This is a genomic window from Gordonia rubripertincta, assembly GCF_038024875.1.
Classification (GTDB): Bacteria; Actinomycetota; Actinomycetes; order Mycobacteriales; family Mycobacteriaceae; genus Gordonia; species Gordonia rubripertincta.
On the sequence record NZ_CP136136.1, the window covers coordinates 452,182 to 470,391 of the forward strand.

Consider the following 18,210-nt stretch of genomic DNA (forward strand, 5'->3'; position numbering starts at 1 on the left):
ATGGCGCAGACCTCCCGGGCAGGGACTCTCTCCGTGACGACGACGCCGGCCGCGTTGCAGCGTGCCGCACGCAGCTGGCCTGACGGTATCGCCATCGTCGACGGCCAGTGGCTCCCTTCGACAGATCCGCAGCTCGAACTGACGTGGTCGCAGTTCCACGACGCGGTGCGCACCTTCGCCGCGGCGCTCATCGCCTCGGGTATCGAGGCCGGCGACCGGGTGGCCGTCTGGTCGCCGAACAGCTTCCACTGGCCGATCGCGGCACTCGGCGTCCACTACGCCGGCGCGACGCTGGTCCCCCTCAACACCCGCTACACCGCGGGCGAGGCCATCGAGATCGTCGAACGCTCCGCCGCGCGCGGGCTCGTCGTGTCCGGTGAGTTCCTGGGTGCCGACCATGCGGCGGAACTCCTGCGCGACCATCGCGGCAAGCTGCCGGATCTGGTGATCCGGGTGCCGCTGTCAGGCGGGTCGCCGACCCCCGACGGTGCGGTGGACTGGGACGACTTCCTCGGACGCCAGACCGACGAGGCGCTGACCGAGGCGGATCGTCGAGCCGCTGCCGTCTCCCCCGACGACATCTCCGACATCCTGTTCACCTCCGGCACCACCGGTAAATCCAAGGGCGTGTTGGCAACCCACCGCCAGACGCTCAACGGGTCGCACGGGTGGGGCGCCAACGCAGGCCTGCACCCCGGCGACCGTTACCTGATGGTCAACCCGTATTTCCACACCTTCGGCTACAAGGCGGGCATCCTGCCGTGCGTGCTGTTCGGCGTGACGATGCTGCCGCTGGCCGTGTACTCACCGCAGCAGGCGATGAAGCTCGTCGCCGACCAACGCGCCACGGTCTTCCCCGGCGCCCCGACGATCTTCCAGACCATTCTCGACGACCCGAAGCGCTCTGAGTACGACCTGTCCAGCCTGCGCATCGTGATCACCGGGGCCTCGATCGTGCCGGTCGTCCTCGTCGAACGTCTGCAGAACGACCTCGGCGTCGACACCGTGATCACCGCCTATGGGCTGACCGAGGCCAGCGGTTTCGTCTCCACGTGCACCCCCGACGACGACGATGAGACCGTCGCCAACACCTGCGGCCGAGCGTTCCCCGGCATGGAGATCAAACTCTCCGACGTCGGGGAGGTCCTCGCACGCGGCGAGAACGTGATGGTCGGGTACCTCGACGACCCGCAGGCGACCGCCGAGACCATCGACGCCGACGGCTGGCTGCACACCGGCGACATCGGGACCATCGACGAGCGCGGCAACCTCAAGATCACCGACCGCCTCAAGGACATGTACATCTGCGGCGGGTTCAACGTCTATCCCGCCGAGATCGAGCAGACCCTCGCGCGTCTCGACGGTGTCATCGAGTCGGCCGTGGTCGGTATCCCCGACGACCGCCTCGGTGAGGTGGGCCGGGTCTACCTCACCGTCCAGAAGGACGCCGACCTCGACGAGCAGAAGGTCATCGCCTTCGCGAAGCAGCACCTCGCCAACTTCAAGGTGCCTCGCTCGGTGGTGTTCGTCGACGAGTTCCCGCGCAATGCGTCGGGCAAGATCCTCAAGCGCAACCTCCCCTAGCCGGATTTCGTAGAGAAAGTGCGCGCTATGCGTCTTTGTTCTCTACCGATCGCGGGCGGAGGGCGGCGCGGATCTGCGCGAGCACCCAGTTCGGCCGAGTGGTGACATCACGTGACGTGAACCGGAGCACGGTCCAGCCGTTCGCGACGAGCACGTTCTGACGGGTGCGGTCATGCTGGAACGCCTTCGCATCGCTGTGGAAGGCCATCCCGTCGATCTCGACGTCGACGCGTTCGGCCTCGAAAGCGATGTCGAGCACGTACCCACAAACGGGCACGTTGGTCTTCCACCCGCCGAGCCTCGACGAACGGAGGAGGCGGACGGTGATGCGCTCGGCCTCCGACCGCGCACCCGACGACATCGCCTCGAGCATCGCCCGGGCGCGCGGCGAACCACGGCGCCCCGCATTTCGCCTCTGAACGGCGTCGAGGTCGGTCAGTGTGACCCGCTTCTTCAGCAGCGCTGAGTCCATCACGTTGACGCCGACGTCCACCGCGGCATCGAGGACAGTCAGCTCGCAACTAGTCACAGCCAGACCGTCAACTTCGGTGAGGTCGCGGGAGTCGAGCGTCCGGTGCCACACCTTGACCCCGTCTATGGGGTCGCCATGCCGGCCGCGCGGAGCGATGACCGCCACGACGTCCGGCGGTGAGCTGACGAGACCGTGCCACCAGGCTGCCGAACCACTTCCGAGCGCGGCACCGGGACCGGCTGCAAGGACCGCCAGTCGCGCGGCCATCCGAGCATCGACGAGCCGGTCGGCGACGCGGAAGATCCCGCGGGAGACGCGCACCCATTGCCCCTGGCGACCTGGTGGCGCGCGGCGTCGTTGGTGACGCCACACTCACGTAACTGCGCCGTGCTGAACACTCCATCGTGGGCCGCGATCATCGCGCGCAGATCCTGAGGCATGCACCTTCAGACGCACGGGCGCACCGAGCGGTTCCCAACGCCGGAATCCGTAGAAATCAGAGGGCGATGACGTCCACAACTTCTACGAAATCCCGGGGCTAGGTGCGCGGCTTCACCAGCGGGAAGAGGATGGTCTCGCGGATGCCGAGGCCGGTGAGCGCCATCAGGAGGCGGTCGATGCCCATGCCGGTGCCGGTGGTCGGGGGCATGCCGTACTCCATCGCGGCGAGGAACTCCTCGTCGAGGACCATCGCCTCGTCGTCGCCGGCGGCTGCGAGCCGAGCCTGGTCGACGAAGCGTTCGCGCTGGATGACGGGGTCGACGAGCTCGGAGTACCCGGTGGCCAGCTCGAAGCCACGGACGTAGAGGTCCCACTTCTCGACGACGCCGGTCACCGAACGGTGCGAACGCACCAGTGGAGAGGTCTCGACCGGGAAGTCGCGGACGAACACCGGCTGGTCCAGCTTCTCGCCGACCATGTGCTCCCACAGCTCCTCGACGAGCTTGCCGTGGCCGTAGCCCTTGTCCTTGGGGATCTCCAGGCCGACGCGCTCGGCGATCGCCAGCAGCTGCTCGACGGTGGTCTCGTCCGGATTGCCGGCGGGCACGATCTCCTCGCCGAGCGCCTCCGACAGCGACGGGTACATCTCCAGGGAGGTCCACTCGCCGGACAGGTCGTAGGTCGAACCGTCGGGCATGGTCGGGGTCTGGGTACCCAGCGCGGCCTGCGAAACCTCTTGCACGAGTTCGCGGATCATCTTCGCGGAGTCGTCGTAGGTGCCGTAGGCCTGATAGGTCTCCAGCATCGCGAACTCGGGCGAGTGAGTGGAGTCGGCGCCCTCGTTGCGGAAGTTGCGGTTGATCTCGAAGACACGCTCGATGCCGCCGACCACGCAGCGCTTGAGGAACAACTCCGGTGCGATGCGCAGGTACAGGTCCATGTCGAAGGCGTTGGAGTGCGTGACGAACGGGCGCGCCGCGGCACCGCCGTGCAGCGTCTGCAGCATCGGGGTCTCGACCTCGAGGAATCCCCGACGGCCCAGTGCCGCACGGAGTTCGGCCATCACCTTGATGCGGGTGCGGGCGGTTTCGCGGGCCTCCGGGCGCATGATGAGGTCGACGTAGCGCTGACGCACCCGGGTTTCCTCGTTCATGTCCTTGTGGGCAACCGGCAACGGCCGCAACGACTTCGACGCCATTTGCCAGCCATCGGCCATCACCGACAGCTCGCCGGTGCGCGAGCTGATGACCTCGCCGGAGATGAAGACGATGTCGCCGAGGTCGACGTCGGACTTCCAGCGGCCCAGCGCTTCCTCGCCGACGCCGTTGAAGCTGACCATCGCCTGGAGCTGCGTGCCGTCGCCCTCCTGGAGGGTCGCGAAGCACAGCTTGCCCTTGTTGCGCAGGAAGATCACGCGCCCGGAGACACCGACGTGCTGACCGGTCTCGGTGCCGGCCTCGAGGTCGGGGTAGGCGGCGCGGATCTCGCCGAGAGAGTGGGTGCGCGGAATCGAGACCGGGTACGCCTCGCGACCCTCGGAGAGGATGCGCTCGCGCTTCTCGCGTCGGATTCGCAGCTGCTCGGGAGTCTGGTCGTCGGCGTCCGTGGTCTTCTCGGCCGCGGTGGAAGCGGCACTGGTCGGGCTGTCACTCACCCCACGCACACTATCGGGGCCGCTCACCGACTCCCAACTCGCCGCACCTGCTGTGACAGCCGCGACAGGGACGGGCCAGGGACCTACGGACCGGCTCAGCTCTCGTGCGCGGAGATCATGGCGAGCTCGTCCGGGTGGATGCGGCCGTTGACCTTGTCCTGACGCATCCGGCGATGCCCACCGACGACGAACACCGCACCGTGGACGCCCCGCGCCTGCAGGTGCCAGGCCAGCCACTCGGCCTCGTGGCCGTCCTCGCTGACGAGGATCCAGCGGGAGTCGGTTCGGGCCGCGGTCAACGACTCGGAGGTGCCGGGGGTGAGGCGGTCGAGGACCTCGACGGCGTCGATGGCGAGCGCCCCGAACAGTGCGCCGTCGATCTGGCGTCGTCGATGCGAGCGGACGTCCACCGGGGTGGCCCCCTCGGCGACGGCCGTCTTGTAGTCGCCGACCAGTAGCGACAGGGGCGCAGCGGGGGCCGGGGCGACGGTCGGCGCGGTCGCGGCGAAGACGGTGCGGGACAGAACAGGGGTGGCAACCGAAGCGGTCATGAGAGGGAGTCCTCAGGTGATCGAAAACGAGCGGGGAGCGCGAAGTAGGGCAGCCGCGGATGCGGTACTAGCCCTGACAACACTCCTGACAGCTCTTGATCACGGCGACGAGTATGCCACAGGTCAGCGCGCCGGACCAGACTCCGGTGACGATCACCGCACGGGCGGTTGCCAATCCTGAATGCGTCGCAACCGAGCGTTGAGCACCGCGTCCGGGGCGGCCCGCATCGCCAGATCACGCAACCGGACCGCGGGCGCCGACCTCCACTGCCCGACCTTCCCGACGGCGGACGCCTGACGCGCGATGCGTTGGGTACGCCGCCGACGGAGACGGTCGTAGGTTCGCAGAGCGTCGTCGACGTCTGCCCCTGCTCGGCCCAGTAGTGCGGTGAGGGTCGCCGCGTCCTCCATCGCCTGGTTGGCACCTTGCCCGAGATTCGGCGTCATCGCGTGGGCGGCGTCGCCGACGAGCACGCATCGGCCCCGCACGAAGGAGGACAGCGGCCGCGCGAGCTCTTCGATGGGCAGCACCCCGACGTCCACCGGATCGGTCGCGTCGAGGATCTCCCCGATGGGCGCATGCCACGACGAAAAGCGTTGTCGCACTTCGTCGAAGCCGCCCGTTTCGACACCCGCGTCGTAGTTGACCGCGGCGAACCAGTAGACGTGTCCGTCTGGTAGCGGCGCGATGCCGAACCGTTGTCCGCGCCCCATCGTCTCGCCCGCCGCGTCGGGGGCGACGGGCCGCGCCGTGATGGCGCGCCACGCGACGTAGCCGCGGTAGGCCACGCCCGGGTCGGAGGTGACCGCGGGACGCACCCGACTCCGCAGACCGTCAGCTCCGACGATCAGGTCGCAACCGTCGATCGTGGTGTCGTCGTCGAACCGGACGGTCCTGCCGCACACCTCGCGCACGCCGGTTCCGGTCCGGATCTCGACGCCCGATCCGAGCCGGCCGAGGAGCGCCTCGTGGAGGTCGCCGCGCCGCACGACGCGGAGATCCTCCATCGCCGACGGGTCGAAGCGGGTGAGCCATCGGCCGTCGGGACGACGGGTTCCGTTCAGGGTGGGCGAAACCCCGGGCGCCTCGGGGACCACCGATCGCAGCCCCAGCGACTCCAGCGCCCGCAGCCCGTTGCCGAACAGGCTGAGCCCCGACCCTCCCCCACGAACCTCGGGCGCACGCTCGATCACGATCACCTCCGCGCCCGACGACGACAGCCCGGCCGCCGTACACAGACCGGCGATGCCCGCGCCGACCACGGCGACCTTCATGACGTTCTTCTCCACATGGAGAATAACGCTAGCAGATAGACTTCTCCGCGTGGAGAAATCAGCCGGACGATCGACGCGCGAGACCCTGCTCGACACCGGGCTCGAGCTGATCGGGACGATCGGGATCAGGCAGGCGTCGGCACGCGCGGTCGAGGACGCATCCGGAGTCCCCCACGGTAGTATCCGTCACCATTTCGGTGGTCAGGACGGTTTTCTCGCCGCTCTCGTCGAGCATGTCTACACCCGCGACGTCCCGGTCGACGGCGAGTCGACCCTCGAGGTGATCGCCCGCTGGCTGGGCGCCGACCGTGTCCGCACTCGTGCCCGCTACGAGCTGATGCTGCTGGCCACCCGCGACGAGGTCATGCGCGAACGCATGGTCGCCGGGCGCGACCGGTTCGTCGAGCGCCTCGTCGAGCGCGGGATGCCGCTCGTCGACGCCCGGCAACTCGTCGCAGCACTCGACGGGCTGGTGCTCGACGCGCTGCTGCGTGACTCCGACGGCACCGACGCCGACCACGATCCGACGCGGCTACTGCGCGCGTTCCGGTGAATCCGACCCGGACACCAAGTCGATCGCGAGGGCGCGCAGGTGACCGGCGAGCTCGTCGACGCCCGGCTGTTCGACCGGGAAGTGCCCGCAACCGGTGAGCAGGTGGATGTCGGTTCGCGCGGCGATCCGTCGTGCGAAGCGGATGCTGATCTCCGGCGGCGTCCAGGTATCGGCCGCCGGATGGACCAGCACCACCCGTGGACCCCGGTAGTTCTCCGGCGCGGGTACCGCGTGGGTCATCAGGTCCGCCAGGAACCCGAGCGAGACACTCGAACCCGCCCCCCGTGGATCGTCGATGCAGGCCTGCGAGACCGCAGAGTCGTTGCTGATCCGCGCCATCGGCGCGACCCACCTGATCGGGAACCGCAGTCGAGCGAAGACCCCGATCCCCGATGCGGCCGTCATGAGCGGGAGGAAGCGGGTCAGCGCGGGCGTGCGGGATGCGGCTCGTCGGGCAGCCGAGTCACCGGCGAGGTCGAGAAGGCAGGTGGCCACGACCGCGGCGACGCGCGCACCCCCGGCCGCGACGTCGTAACCGAGCATGCCGCCGAGGCTCGCACCGAACACGACGATCGGCCTCGGGTCCCGTTCGGTCTCCGCCGCGATCAGATCGCCGACCAGGTCGATCCAGTCCTGGTATCGCACACGACCAGGATCGGCGACGCGCGTCCGCCCGTATTGCGGGAGGTCTGGCGCCAGCACGTCGTACCCCTCCCCCGCGAGCACGGCACCCAGTGGCCACACGAGTTCGCCGTGCCCACCACCGCCGTGGAGCAGCAGCACCCGCAGCGGCGCGTCGGGCCGCATCGCGCGCAGGATGTGGACGTCCACCGGACCCGACGGTCGCGTGTCGCTCGCCGGCCACTTCCACCACGACGAGGTGGCCTCGATGTCCGCGGCGGCAGAACGCCATGGCTCGGGCAGGAAGCGTAGGTACGATCCGTAAGTCACACATCCATCGTCGAGCGCCCGCGAACCCGGCACAACTCGCATTCACCGGAGACCTCGGACATGCGGAAAAGACCACGGCAGCAACGCTCTTCGTTCACCGTCGGGGTGATCCTGGAGGCGACGACTCAGCTTCTGGGCACCGAGGGGGCAGCGCTGACGACCAACGGGATCGCCGAGACCGCGGGCGTCTCGGTCGGTTCGATCTATCAGTACTTCGGCGACAAGCAAGCGATCTTCGACGAGCTCGCCGCACGGCATCTCGCCGCAGCGGAGGCGCGAATGGTCGCTGTCCTCGACGCGCATCCAGTCGAGGCGACCGACTGGCCGGTCGTGCTGCGCGCGGTGATCGCGGTTGCCGTGGCGGAGAACTCGAGTCACGGTCGGGCACACGGGCGACTGCGCGAACTGGCGAGCCCCGGCGTCGTCGGGGATCTCTATGCCGGATTGGCGGACCGGCTGATCGCCAGGCTGGTCGCGTATCTCGTCGCCGACGGCTGGATGCCTGACGAGGCGGAGGCCGACCTACGCCTCATGTTCCCAGCGTTGGACGCGCAGATCCATCAGTTCGCCGGGAGCGGGCTGGACGACGACGAACTCACCGCACGGATCGCGGCGTACACCGAAGGGGCGTTGCGGGGCCGGCGTTGAGTGGGTGTGCGACGTCGTCTCACCAGGCCTTCGTGGCTCGTCGCTTGCGCTCCTCGCACCTCAGGCATCGGAGCTAGGTGCGTCGCGCCCTTTCGGATCACGCAGCACGACGCTTGCGCTCCTCGCACCTCAGGCATCGGAGCTGGGTGCGTCGCGCCCTTTCGGATCACGCAGCACGACGCTTGCGCTCCTCGCACTACGTATGAGGCAGCGCGGTCCGGGGTCTACTTGCCCCGCCGTGGATTCGCCTTCGAGCGCTCGTGGACGAGGCGCAGTCCTTCGAGGGTCAGGTGCGGGTGGTGGTCGGTGAGGGACCGGCACTCGTCGAACATGAGCGGGGCGAGGTAGCCGGTGGCGACCACGGTGACGTCGTCGCCGTCGAAGCCGGGCACGGTGTCGCACACGCGGTCGACGAGGGCGTCGACCTGGCCGGCGAACCCGTACAGGATGCCCGACTGCAGGGCCTCGACCGTGTTCTTGCCGAGCACACTGCGCGGCGGCATCAACTCGACCTTGCGCACGGTCACGGTGTGCTCGGAGAGTGCCTCGACCGCCAGGTTCACGCCAGGGGCGATGGCGCCGCCGAGAAACTCCCCCTTTGCCGACACGGCGTCGACGACGGTCGCGGTACCGAAGGCCACGACGATGCAGGGCCCGCCGTATTCATGATGTGCGGCAAGGCAGTTGGAGACGCGGTCGGTGCCGACCTCCTTGGGGTTGTCCACCAGCAACGGAACACCGGTTCGCACACCGGGTTCGAGCAGGACGTGCGGGCCGTCGCCGAAGTAGCGGGGCAGCATGAGCCGCAGCTCGCGCAGCAACGACGGCACCGTCGACAGGGCACTGACCCCGGTGACCTGCTCGATGTCGGAGCCGAGCATGCCGCGGAAGACCCAGGCGAGTTCGTCGGCGGTGTAGTGCGGGTCGGTGTGAATTCGCCAATCCCGCACCAGCCGCGCGTGATCCCCGGTCCCGGCATACGCGCCGAGGTGGATGTTGGTGTTGCCGACGTCGACGGTGAGCAGCATCGATGGGCTCCGTGTGGTTCGCCGGCGTCAGACCGTCGCGTCGGCGAAGACCGGGCCGTCGAGCTGCCGCGGGTCGAGCAGGCCCGAGCCCTCGGGTGCGCGGGCCGGGTCGTCGCCGGCTTCGAGGATCCGGTTGCGGTCGTCGACGAAGACGACGTTCGGCGCGTACTCCTTCAGCTCGGCCTCGTTCAGCATGCCGTAGGCGATGATGATGACGAGGTCGCCGGGGTGCACGAGATGCGCTGCGGCACCGTTGATCCCGATGACACCGCTGCCGCGCTCACCGGCGATCGCATAGGTCACCAGACGTGCGCCGTTGTCGATGTCGACGATCGTGACCTGTTCGCCCTCGAGCAGTCCCGCGGCGTCGAGCAGATCGGAGTCGATCGTCACCGAACCGACGTAGTGCAGGTCCGCCTGGGTCACGGTGGCGCGGTGGATCTTCGAGGTCATCATGGTGCGCAGCATGGTCATCGTCCCTCTGTCGTGGTGGTGGCGGCGTTGTTCCAGGCGATTTCTTCTTCGAGTGCGGCGAGGCCGCCGACGTTCACGCCGACGTTGTCGATGAGACGCGCCGTTCCGAGGCGCGCGGCGACGAGCAGCCGGGCGGCCCCCTTCTCCGGCGCCTCCTCCAGCTGACGGCCGCGAAGAGCAAGGTATTCGACATCGATCTCGGGGACGGTGTCGAGCACCGACCGGGCCGCCGCGACGATCGCGTCCCGACCACCCTCGGCGGAATGGGCGCCGGCGACCAGCGCGGCCGACAGCGTCGTGGCCAGCTCGCGCTGCTCGGGCGTCAAGTAGCGGTTACGCGACGACATCGCCAACCCGTCGGATTCGCGGACGGTCGGGACGCCGACGATCTCGACGTCGAGATCGAGGTCGGTGACCATCTGCTTGATCAGCACGAGCTGCTGATAGTCCTTCTCACCGAAGAAGGCGGCGTTGGGTCCGACGATGTTGAGCAGCTTGAGGACCACCGTCAGCATCCCGGCGAAATGGGTCGGGCGCGAGATGCCGTCGAGGATTCCACCGGCCTCGCCGGGGTGCACCATCGTCCGCTGTCCGTTGGGGTACATCGACGCGGCATTGGGCGCGAAGACGAGCTCGACACCGAGCGGCTCGAGCAGCGCGAGGTCGGCGTCGAGGGTGCGCGGGTACGCGTCGAGGTCCTCGTTGGCGCCGAACTGCAGCGGGTTGACGAAGATCGAGACGACGACAACCGTGTTGCCCTTGGCCTTCGCCGCCCGCACGAGTTGCAGGTGGCCGGCGTGCAGGGCGCCCATCGTCGGGACCAGGACCACCCGCTTGCCCGCGGCGCGCAGCGCGCGGGTCACCCGGGTCAGGGTCGCCGGTTCGCGGTGCACGGTCATCTGACCGGCCTTGTAGGTCGGCGTCTCGTCGGGCGGGACACTCACGGCATCTCCTTTGATCGGCGGTGTCTGATCGGTGGTCCGGAGCTCGGTGGTGCTCATCGCCCCCTCAGGAGGTCGAGGAGCGCGGCCGGGGCGTCGGTGCGCTCGGCGGCGCGGCGGGCGAGGGCCCGGTACGCCTCGGCGATCCCGTGGTCGCCGGACCCGCCGGGCACGGCGCGCAGTGCGTCGAGGTGACGGCGGACGGCCTCGGCGTCGCCGCGGGCCACCGGACCGGTGAGCGCCGACGGGCCCAGTTCGAGCACGTTGTTCAACGACGCGGTCACGAGTGGGGTGAGAATGCGTTCGGCGAGCCGCGTGCCGCTTCCGTCGACGGTCGCGGCGTCGCGTCCGGAGTGGTCGATCGCGACGTTCAGCGCGGCCACAGCGTCGGAGATCAGCGCGATCAGGTGATTCGCGCCGTGGGCGAGTGCCGCGTGGTAGAGCATGCGGTCGGCTTCGGCGATCCGTACCGGTTCCCCGCCCATCTCCAGGACGAGCGACGACCCGATGGCCTCGCCGACGGGGTCGGCGGCGGTGACCGCGAAGCAGGCATTGGTCAGGCGCGCGGTGTCCTCGGCGGAGCCGACGAAGGTCATCGCGGGATGCAGCGCCAGTCCGAGAGCGCCGCGTGCGGTCACCGGCGCGAGGATGTCCACGCCCTGGGCGCCGGCGGTATGGGCGACGATCGTGCCGGGACGCAGCGCACCCGATGCCGCGATCTCGTCGATCACCGCGCTCAGCCGGGCGTCCGGCACGCTCAGCAGCAGCAGCTCCGAACGGGCGACGACGGCCTCGAGGTCGAGGATCTCCGAATCGGGGAGACGCTGGGCGGCGCGGGCCCGCGACTGCGGCGACCGCGCGACGACCGCGCCGACGACGTGGCCGGCCTTCTCGAGCGCCTCGCCGAGCGCGGTTCCCACACGACCGGCCGAGACGATGCCGACCGTGAGGCGGGCGGGTGCAGGCAGGTTCGAGGTACCGGGAAAAGGATCGGACCGCACCGGATACGGGCGGTCAGCGAGAGCGTCCGCGGCAGTGCTGCCGTGGGCGTCGTCGCCACCGGGCTGCCGTGCGAACGGCACGCCGGGATCACCGATCGGTGAGGTCACCGCTGTCCTCCATGGTTCGTTCCAGTCCCGCCTTCGCCGGATTCCGCGTGGATGGAGTTCACTCCACGGCGGCCTCGGCACGGGTACCAGACGTTGCAGAGCAAGGGTAGGACTCTCGCGGCGGTCCGGGCCAACTGTGTGACAGGTGTCACCCGGGTCTATCGTCCGCCGCCGACGGCGAGTTGACGGCCGCCGGTGTCCGTCGGCCGACAGACCCAGCTGTGACCTGGGCCGAACCGGCGTACGCTGAGGCCGTCCGAGGCGTTCATCGCTCCATCGACCGACCTCAGGGATCCGCAGATGAGCCTGGAAACGGGTACCCAGTTCGCCGGCTACACGATCGTGCGCAAGATCGGCGCCGGCGGCATGGGCGCGGTCTACCTCGCGCAACATCCTCGACTCCCCCGCCTCGACGTCATCAAGGTGCTCGCCGAGCACGTGTTCAACGATCCGACGTTCCGCGCGCGATTCACCCGCGAAGCCGACCTGGCCGCCCAGCTCGACCATCCGTGCATCGTCAGCGTCTACGACCGCGGTGAGGTCGACGGCCGGCTGTGGATCTCGATGCAGTACGTGGCCGGCACCGATGCGGCGGCCCTCGTCAAGGCGTCACCCGGAGGACTTCCGCTCGACGACGTCGCGGCGGTGTGCGATTCGATCGGCGCCGCCCTCGACCACGCCCATCGCCACGGACTGCTGCACCGCGACGTGAAACCCGCCAACATCCTCATCAGCGCAACCGAATCCGACACCGGTGGCGCGGAGGAGCGTCGTATCCGCCTGGCGGACTTCGGGATCGCCCGCCAGACCGATGGGGGAACATCGCTGACGTCGGCCAACCTGGTGCTCGGTTCGTTCCCCTACTCGTCACCCGAACAACTCTCGGCGGAGACCCTCGACGCGCGCAGCGATGTCTATTCGCTGGCCTGCTCGACCTTCGAACTGCTCACGGGCACAGTTCCGTTCACCGCCCGAACACCGATGATGATGATCCATCATCACCTCACGACACCCCCGCCGGACGTGTCGTCCCTGCGCCGCGGCCTCCCGCCGGCGGTGTCGGAGGCGGTGCGCCACGGGCTGGCCAAGAACCCCGCGGACCGGCCGCCCTCGGCAGGCGCGTTCGCCGCCGAGTTCCGGTACGCGGTCGACACCACCGGCTTCTTTCCCGCCCCGCGTCCCGGTGCCGCGGCGCCCCGAGCCCGGATGGGAGCGAGCAGTCCGATCCCAACCCAGGCCAAGACGATGCGTGTCCGCGGGGTGTTGCCGCCGACCGAGGCCGCCGGCGTGGGCGCCGCGCCGGTACCGGCGAGACCGCGGCCCGCCGACACCGGCCACGTTCCCCCGGCGTCCTCACACGGTCACGGGTTCCCCGCGGCGACGGCGTACTCGGAACTCCCCGGACAGACAGTCCCCGGTCCCGCCCTCGAGTCGACGATGATCCGGGCCTCCGGGGACCTGCACGTGATCGAGCCCCCACCGCCCGAAACCGACCCGGCGCGCTTCACCACGGCATCGCTGGCCTGCGGGATCGCGGCCGTGCCGCTCAGCGTCGTCGGAGGCTTCGGCCTGCCCGTCGGTGTCGCCGGCTGGTACCTTGCCGGACGCGGCCGCGCCTCCTCGGCGGCACGACTGGCCCGGATCCTGTGCGTCCTGGGAATGCTCCTCAGCCTCGGGTTGCTCGGGTTCACCATCGGCCGGGCGATCGCCCTGCAGTTCTGACGCCCGGGCGGTCGTGACCCGACCACGCCTGGGTTCACCCGTACGACGGTCTTTCCGCGAACGTCGAGGGTCAGAGCTGGTCTTCCGTGTACGTCGTCGGCTCAGGTCGGCCCTGTCGCGCCAGCGCACCGATCACCGCGTCGACGATCCACAGCGTCACCACACCGGCGATGATGTCGACGGAGTCGTCGAACGGCGACCGGAAGCGCGGCGAGAAGGGATCGAGGACCTCGGCCGCGGGCACCCCGAGGAGATCGCCGGTGCCGTTCACGATCGTGTCCACCGGATTCGCCGCCCACCCCTCGTAGGCATTGATCGCGAGCAAGGCGATCACCGGAATGGCGAGAACCCACCAGAATTGTCTCCGGCGCGCTATCGACCACGCGACGATCAGCAACACGACCCACGCCGGCATGTGCTCGGAACACCAATTGAGAATCCCGTACTCACCCGAGCGGACCAGCACCGGGACCTGACCGCCCCAGAAGCCCAACGCCCCGATCGCCCCGACCGGGACCGCGATGGCCGCGCGGACCACACTGCGTGACCAGAACGCGAGTACCAGGACCATGTAGACGGGCATCAGCGCAGTGAGCGTCCAGATCAGGATCAGGCTCGTCGCCGGCCCGTTGGCGACGTAGTCGGCGTAGTACTCCGGGAACGGGGTCTCGTTGAGCGGATCGAAGGTGAACAGCCACAACACCATCGGCCACCACGCGAGCAGCGGCAGGAACAGCGACACACTCACCAGCGACCGTTTGATCGCGGTCCCGCGGTCGGTGTGGCGGAGCGGCACGTAAGGGGCGCCGGCTCGGTCGACCAGACCGGGCTCACCACCTGCCAGAGCTCCGCTCATGGGGGCAGTCTAGGGCGATCGTCCAACTTCTACGGCACGAATGAACACCTACGTCACAGAAGTGATCCGACAAGATGACGGATTTGATACGAATTCGCCGAACCGTCTGCCGACGACCGGCTCAGCGACGGGCGGAAACGGTCGGCCGACATTATCCGACGGCGCCCGGGGCGATGTTCGCGCGACGATTTTCGGCGTATTCGAGTCGGGGTTCGAGTGAATTCGAAAAGATATCGACTCGCGTGTAGGAAAAGGCGGGCCGGCGATTTGGCGACTATGGCGGCGCGGGTGTCATCCCTCGCGTCGCCGGCGGCCACCACCGGTGGTGTCGGACTGCTGACGCAACTGGTTGAGCAGTTCGGAGACCGGCAGGCCCGCCGAATGCGCCGACTCGGAGTCGTCGTCGGCTGCGCGTCGGCGGCGGCCACCACCGTACGTCGAGGCGGGTCGCCCGGCACTTCCTTCGTGCCGGCCGGCGGCACCGAGGAACGCGGGCGCCTCGGCGTCGGAGGTCGCCGACTCTTCCTCTTCCGGTGCAGGGCCGGTCTCGGCGGACTCGGCCGGAGCTTCGGCGTTCGCAGCGGTCTCCCACTCATCGGTCGGCGTCTCGTCGACGTAGGCGGCCGAGTCGTCGGCGACGCGCGGATCGTCGTCGACGACCTCGGCGTCCGACACGTCCTCGGCAGCATCGGTGTCGGCGGTCGAGGGCTCATCGGCACCCGGGGCGAACGGCTTCGAACCGGCGGAGTGCTGGTCGACCTCCTCGACCGGGACCTCGGTGGCGATGCGGCCGGAGATCGGGTCGTCGGTGATGACGGGGATGACCTCGGTCATCTCGTTCGGGTCGACGGGCCCGGTGTGGCGACCGTCATCCGCGGTAGGCGCGGTGGCCGCGAAGTCGCGTGCGGCGCGCAGGCCGTCGTCGTCGTAGGTCGAGCGATAGGGCGGGACGCCGCCGAACTCCCCGCCGAAGGAACCGGCGTGTGCTCCGGACAGACCGGAGGCGAGCTCGCGCATCTTCTCGCTCGACAACGCGGCCCGCTGATCCGGGAGCGGTTCTCCGAGAAGCATTTCCAGACTCGAACGCAGTGCGAGCACCTGAGCTTTGAGCTCGGACAGTTCCTCATTGGACTCGGCGGTGATCTCCTTGCGGATGGTCGTCTCGACATCGAGCTCGTACTGACGCCGCGCGGCGATCTCCCGCTCGAGTTGCAGTTCGTAGACCAGTCGGAGGTCTCGGCTCTTGGCCTCCGCGCTCTCGGCCTGCCGCCGGAACTTGGTCACGAGGATCGCGCCGATGACCGCCGCCCACAGTGCAGCGATGACCGCCAGCGAACCCAGGATCGACAGGCGGTCGGTGAAGACCATCAGCACGCTGGCTGCCAGGGCAAGCACGATCAACAGACCGAGCAGCCATTGCGCCGCCGACCGACTTGAGCGTCGCGAGTCGGCAGAACGGCCGTTCGAGGTCGTCATGATCGTGAACTTACCCGCTGTCAGTACATTCACACGCGAACCGGGTTCGGAGTTTCTCAGATCGGCGACGTGTTATGTAGCCCATATTCGCCGGGGTCCGCCGAATCGGTTCTGCTCTCCCGTCCCGAGAATACTGCGGGGGTTCGCCGGCGAGCGGAAATTAGGATTCGCCGACGGCGGGTGGGTCCTCGGGCGCCCGGCAGCAGTACTCGAGCCACATCGCCGCGCACACCAGCAGCACGCCGCCGATCAGACCGACGATCGCGCCGGGCCGATCCTGATCGGCGGCCGTCACGTGCTGCTGGCCGAGGAGGAACACCAGCAGTCCGGTCCACACGCCGACGGCGATCGCCCCGAGAATGGCAGATGCCTTGGCAAGGGCCAGCACTCGCGCCGCGGTCAGCGGATGCAGTTGTCCGCGAGCGCGGCCCACCTCTCGGGACTCGACCCTCGACCGCACGACGAAGGCGATGACGACCTCGAGGGCAGCCAGCACATAGAGCACGATCCCGGCCAGGAGCGGCAGCGGCGGGAAGTCGTTGTAGTTGTAGCGCACCAGAATCCACGCGGCGATCGCAGTGACCGCGGCGATGACGACGAGGTCGCGGAGTCGGGTGGGACCGAGACCGGCCTCCTCGTCGTCCTGCCCCGGACGGCGTGGGTCGGGGAGCGTCATGACGCCCCACCCCCGGCCGGGCCGATGCGCTCGACGGCACGCACCGCGTCCCGCTCGGCGGCGTCGAGGGCATCGACCAGGTCACGCACGGGCCGCTCCCCTTCCGGCGTCCACAACGTGGCCTCCGGTTCGATCTCCAGCCATGGGATGAGGACGAACGCGCGCTGCGCCGCCCGCGGGTGCGGAAGCGTCAGCACCGGGTCATCGTCGACGACGACCCGGCCGGACTCCGTCACCGAGATGACGTCGACATCGAGAGTTCGCGGCCCCCAACGCACTTCACGGGTGCGGTCGGCGGCCTGCTCCAACCCGTTGCCCCGGTCCAGCCATTGCCGTGCACTCGACGGACCGTCGACGATCAGGGTGATGTTGAGGAAGTCGCCCTGTTCGATCCCACCCCAGGGCGGTGTCGCATACACCGCGGAGACCGCGACGAGTTCGTCGGCGAAACCCTCGACGACCGACCGCAGATGGCCCAGGGAGTCCCCGACATTCGAACCGGCCGAGAGAACCGCGCGACTCATCACATGCCCTTCCTGGAGCGGCGGGTCACCACCGCGACGTCGTCGAAGGTCAGCGGGATCGGCGCCGACGGCTTGTGCACGGTGACCTCGCAGGCGGAGATGCGTTCGTCGGCCATGATCGTCTCCGCGACCTCCGCGCCGACCGTCTCGATCAGATTGCGCGGCTCGCCCCCGACGATCGCCGCGACCTGCTGGGCCAGTGCGCCGTAGTCGACGGTTTCGGCGAGATCGTCGGTGTCGACCGCAGCACTCAGGTCGAGCCACAGGACGACGTCGATGAAGAAGTCCTGGCCGTCCTCGCGCTCGTGGTCGAAGACCCCGTGATTCCCCCGGACCTTCAGACCGCGTAGTTCGATCCGGTCAGCCATGTGACCCTCCTGCTCCGAATGTGGTGCGTGAGCCGCCCGCACGCCAGGCCTCGGCAACGGTCACGGCGTCGTAGGTGCTCGCCACATCGTGGACGCGGACGCCCCATGCGCCGGCCGCGGCGGTGAGCGCCGAGATCGACGCGGTCGCGATGTCGCGGCCGACTGGTGGACGGTCGACGCCGTCGCGACCGAGGAGGGTGCCGAGGAACCGCTTGCGGGAGGCGCCCACGAGGACGGGGAAGCCCAGTCCGATGAAGGTCGGCAGCGCATGCAGTAGTGCCCAGTTGTGTTCGGCGGTCTTGGCGAAGCCGAGTCCAGGATCGAGGATGAGCTGGTCCGGGTCGACACCGGCGGAGACCGCGGCGTCGACCTGCGCCAGCAACTCGCCGCTGACCTCGGCGACCACGTCGCGGTAGCCGCCGACATCACCGATGCGGTGGGTGAACCGACGGTCCGTGCTCTCGCCCGCCGGCCGCCAGTGCATCAGGATCCACGGCAGTCCGGCGTCGGCGACCACACGCGCCATGTCGGCGTCGGCGCGACCACCGGACACATCGTTGACGATCGATGCACCCGCCTCGATCGCGGCGGCTGCGACGTCGGCGCGCATGGTGTCGACCGAGACGACGACGTCCTGCGCGGCGAGTGCTGCGATGACCGGGGCGACGCGTGCGGCCTCGAGGTCGGGGTCGACACGGATGGCGCCCGGACGCGTCGACTCTCCACCGACGTCGATGAGGTCGGCGCCCTGCTCGATCAACTGGAGTCCGTGCGCGACCGCCGCGTCGGTGTCGAGGTAGCGGCCGCCGTCGGAGAAGGAGTCGGCGGTGACGTTCAGGACGCCCATCACCAGAGTCCGGTGGTTCCCACCACCGGTCGGGACCGCGATCGAGGGAGTCATCGGGAG

The 18,210-nt window shown here is 69.0% G+C and carries 19 protein-coding genes; 4 read left to right on the forward strand and 15 right to left on the reverse strand.

Features of this window, described 5'->3' with window-relative positions:
• Entirely contained in the window at positions 1-1,584 is a 1,584-nt protein-coding gene (locus RVF83_RS01910) for a FadD3 family acyl-CoA ligase (protein WP_005197800.1), read from the forward strand.
• Between the two features lie 25 nt (positions 1,585-1,609).
• Here RVF83_RS01910 and RVF83_RS01915 read toward each other — a convergent pair whose 3' ends face one another.
• The 4 genes from RVF83_RS01915 to RVF83_RS01930 form a co-directional block, all read right to left on the reverse strand.
• Entirely contained in the window at positions 1,610-2,377 is a 768-nt protein-coding gene (locus tag RVF83_RS01915) for a DUF559 domain-containing protein (protein ID WP_005197802.1), read from the reverse strand.
• Positions 2,378-2,594: 217 nt separating this feature from the next.
• Positions 2,595-4,151: a lysine--tRNA ligase gene (lysS, locus tag RVF83_RS01920; protein ID WP_051989281.1), complete on the reverse strand. Its 1,557-nt coding sequence runs from the start codon at positions 4,149-4,151 to the stop codon at positions 2,595-2,597.
• A 95-nt stretch (positions 4,152-4,246) separates the two neighbouring features.
• Complete coding sequence (locus RVF83_RS01925) at positions 4,247-4,702, reverse strand: hypothetical protein (RefSeq protein WP_005197806.1); 456 nt, start codon at positions 4,700-4,702, stop codon at positions 4,247-4,249.
• Positions 4,703-4,855: 153 nt separating this feature from the next.
• Positions 4,856-5,977, reverse strand: a complete 1,122-nt coding sequence (locus RVF83_RS01930) for an FAD-dependent oxidoreductase (protein WP_005197808.1) — start codon at positions 5,975-5,977, stop codon at positions 4,856-4,858.
• Positions 5,978-6,026: 49 nt separating this feature from the next.
• On the opposite strand from RVF83_RS01930, the gene RVF83_RS01935 reads away from it, so the two are divergent.
• Positions 6,027-6,530, forward strand: a complete 504-nt coding sequence (locus RVF83_RS01935; protein WP_005197810.1) for a TetR/AcrR family transcriptional regulator — start codon at positions 6,027-6,029, stop codon at positions 6,528-6,530.
• Here RVF83_RS01935 and RVF83_RS01940 read toward each other — a convergent pair.
• Positions 6,510-7,481, reverse strand: a complete 972-nt coding sequence (locus RVF83_RS01940; protein WP_005197813.1) for an alpha/beta hydrolase — start codon at positions 7,479-7,481, stop codon at positions 6,510-6,512. The two genes, RVF83_RS01935 and RVF83_RS01940, sit on opposite strands and share 21 nt — an antisense overlap.
• 60 nt (positions 7,482-7,541) lie before the next feature.
• On the opposite strand from RVF83_RS01940, the gene RVF83_RS01945 reads away from it, so the two are divergent.
• Positions 7,542-8,129 (forward strand): TetR/AcrR family transcriptional regulator, encoded by a 588-nt coding sequence (locus RVF83_RS01945; protein ID WP_005197815.1) that lies wholly within the window; start codon positions 7,542-7,544, stop codon positions 8,127-8,129.
• A 224-nt stretch (positions 8,130-8,353) separates the two neighbouring features.
• Here RVF83_RS01945 and RVF83_RS01950 read toward each other — a convergent pair whose 3' ends face one another.
• The 4 genes from RVF83_RS01950 to RVF83_RS01965 are packed head-to-tail and all read right to left on the reverse strand — an operon-like array spanning position 8,354 to position 11,681.
• Positions 8,354-9,157, reverse strand: a complete 804-nt coding sequence (locus tag RVF83_RS01950) for a type III pantothenate kinase (RefSeq protein WP_005197817.1) — start codon at positions 9,155-9,157, stop codon at positions 8,354-8,356.
• Positions 9,158-9,184: 27 nt separating this feature from the next.
• On the reverse strand, positions 9,185-9,625 hold the full coding sequence (gene panD, locus RVF83_RS01955; RefSeq protein WP_039880318.1) for an aspartate 1-decarboxylase: 441 nt from the start codon (positions 9,623-9,625) through the stop codon (positions 9,185-9,187).
• 2 nt (positions 9,626-9,627) lie between these two features.
• Positions 9,628-10,632, reverse strand: coding sequence for a pantoate--beta-alanine ligase (gene panC, locus RVF83_RS01960; RefSeq protein ID WP_005197821.1), 1,005 nt, complete (start codon positions 10,630-10,632; stop codon positions 9,628-9,630).
• Entirely contained in the window at positions 10,629-11,681 is a 1,053-nt protein-coding gene (locus RVF83_RS01965; protein WP_005197822.1) for a Rossmann-like and DUF2520 domain-containing protein, read from the reverse strand. Before RVF83_RS01965 ends, panC begins: the two co-directional genes overlap by 4 nt.
• 300 nt (positions 11,682-11,981) lie before the next feature.
• Here RVF83_RS01965 and RVF83_RS01970 point away from each other — a divergent pair, with 300 nt between their 5' ends.
• Positions 11,982-13,403, forward strand: a complete 1,422-nt coding sequence (locus RVF83_RS01970; RefSeq protein ID WP_005197824.1) for a serine/threonine-protein kinase — start codon at positions 11,982-11,984, stop codon at positions 13,401-13,403.
• 70 nt (positions 13,404-13,473) lie between these two features.
• Here RVF83_RS01970 and RVF83_RS01975 read toward each other — a convergent pair whose 3' ends face one another.
• The 6 genes from RVF83_RS01975 to folP all read right to left on the reverse strand — a co-directional run bounded on the left by RVF83_RS01975 (position 13,474) and on the right by folP (position 18,204).
• A complete protein-coding gene (locus tag RVF83_RS01975) occupies positions 13,474-14,259 on the reverse strand; it encodes a hypothetical protein (RefSeq protein WP_005197826.1) in 786 nt (261 codons plus the stop codon).
• 291 nt (positions 14,260-14,550) lie between these two features.
• A complete protein-coding gene (locus tag RVF83_RS01980) occupies positions 14,551-15,735 on the reverse strand; it encodes a DUF6779 domain-containing protein (protein WP_039880327.1) in 1,185 nt (394 codons plus the stop codon).
• A 160-nt stretch (positions 15,736-15,895) separates the two neighbouring features.
• The gene (locus RVF83_RS01985) at positions 15,896-16,411 is read right to left on the reverse strand and encodes a DUF3180 domain-containing protein (protein WP_005197829.1); all 516 of its coding nucleotides are present in this window, start codon (positions 16,409-16,411) and stop codon (positions 15,896-15,898) included.
• Positions 16,408-16,935, reverse strand: a complete 528-nt coding sequence (folK, locus tag RVF83_RS01990; RefSeq protein WP_005197831.1) for a 2-amino-4-hydroxy-6-hydroxymethyldihydropteridine diphosphokinase — start codon at positions 16,933-16,935, stop codon at positions 16,408-16,410. The genes RVF83_RS01985 and folK overlap by 4 nt, the downstream gene beginning before the upstream one ends.
• Positions 16,935-17,303 (reverse strand): dihydroneopterin aldolase, encoded by a 369-nt coding sequence (folB, locus tag RVF83_RS01995; protein ID WP_005197832.1) that lies wholly within the window; start codon positions 17,301-17,303, stop codon positions 16,935-16,937. Before folB ends, folK begins: the two co-directional genes overlap by 1 nt.
• On the reverse strand, positions 17,296-18,204 hold the full coding sequence (folP, locus tag RVF83_RS02000) for a dihydropteroate synthase (protein WP_373278645.1): 909 nt from the start codon (positions 18,202-18,204) through the stop codon (positions 17,296-17,298). The genes folB and folP overlap by 8 nt, the downstream gene beginning before the upstream one ends.
• Positions 18,205-18,210: the final 6 nt, after the last annotated feature.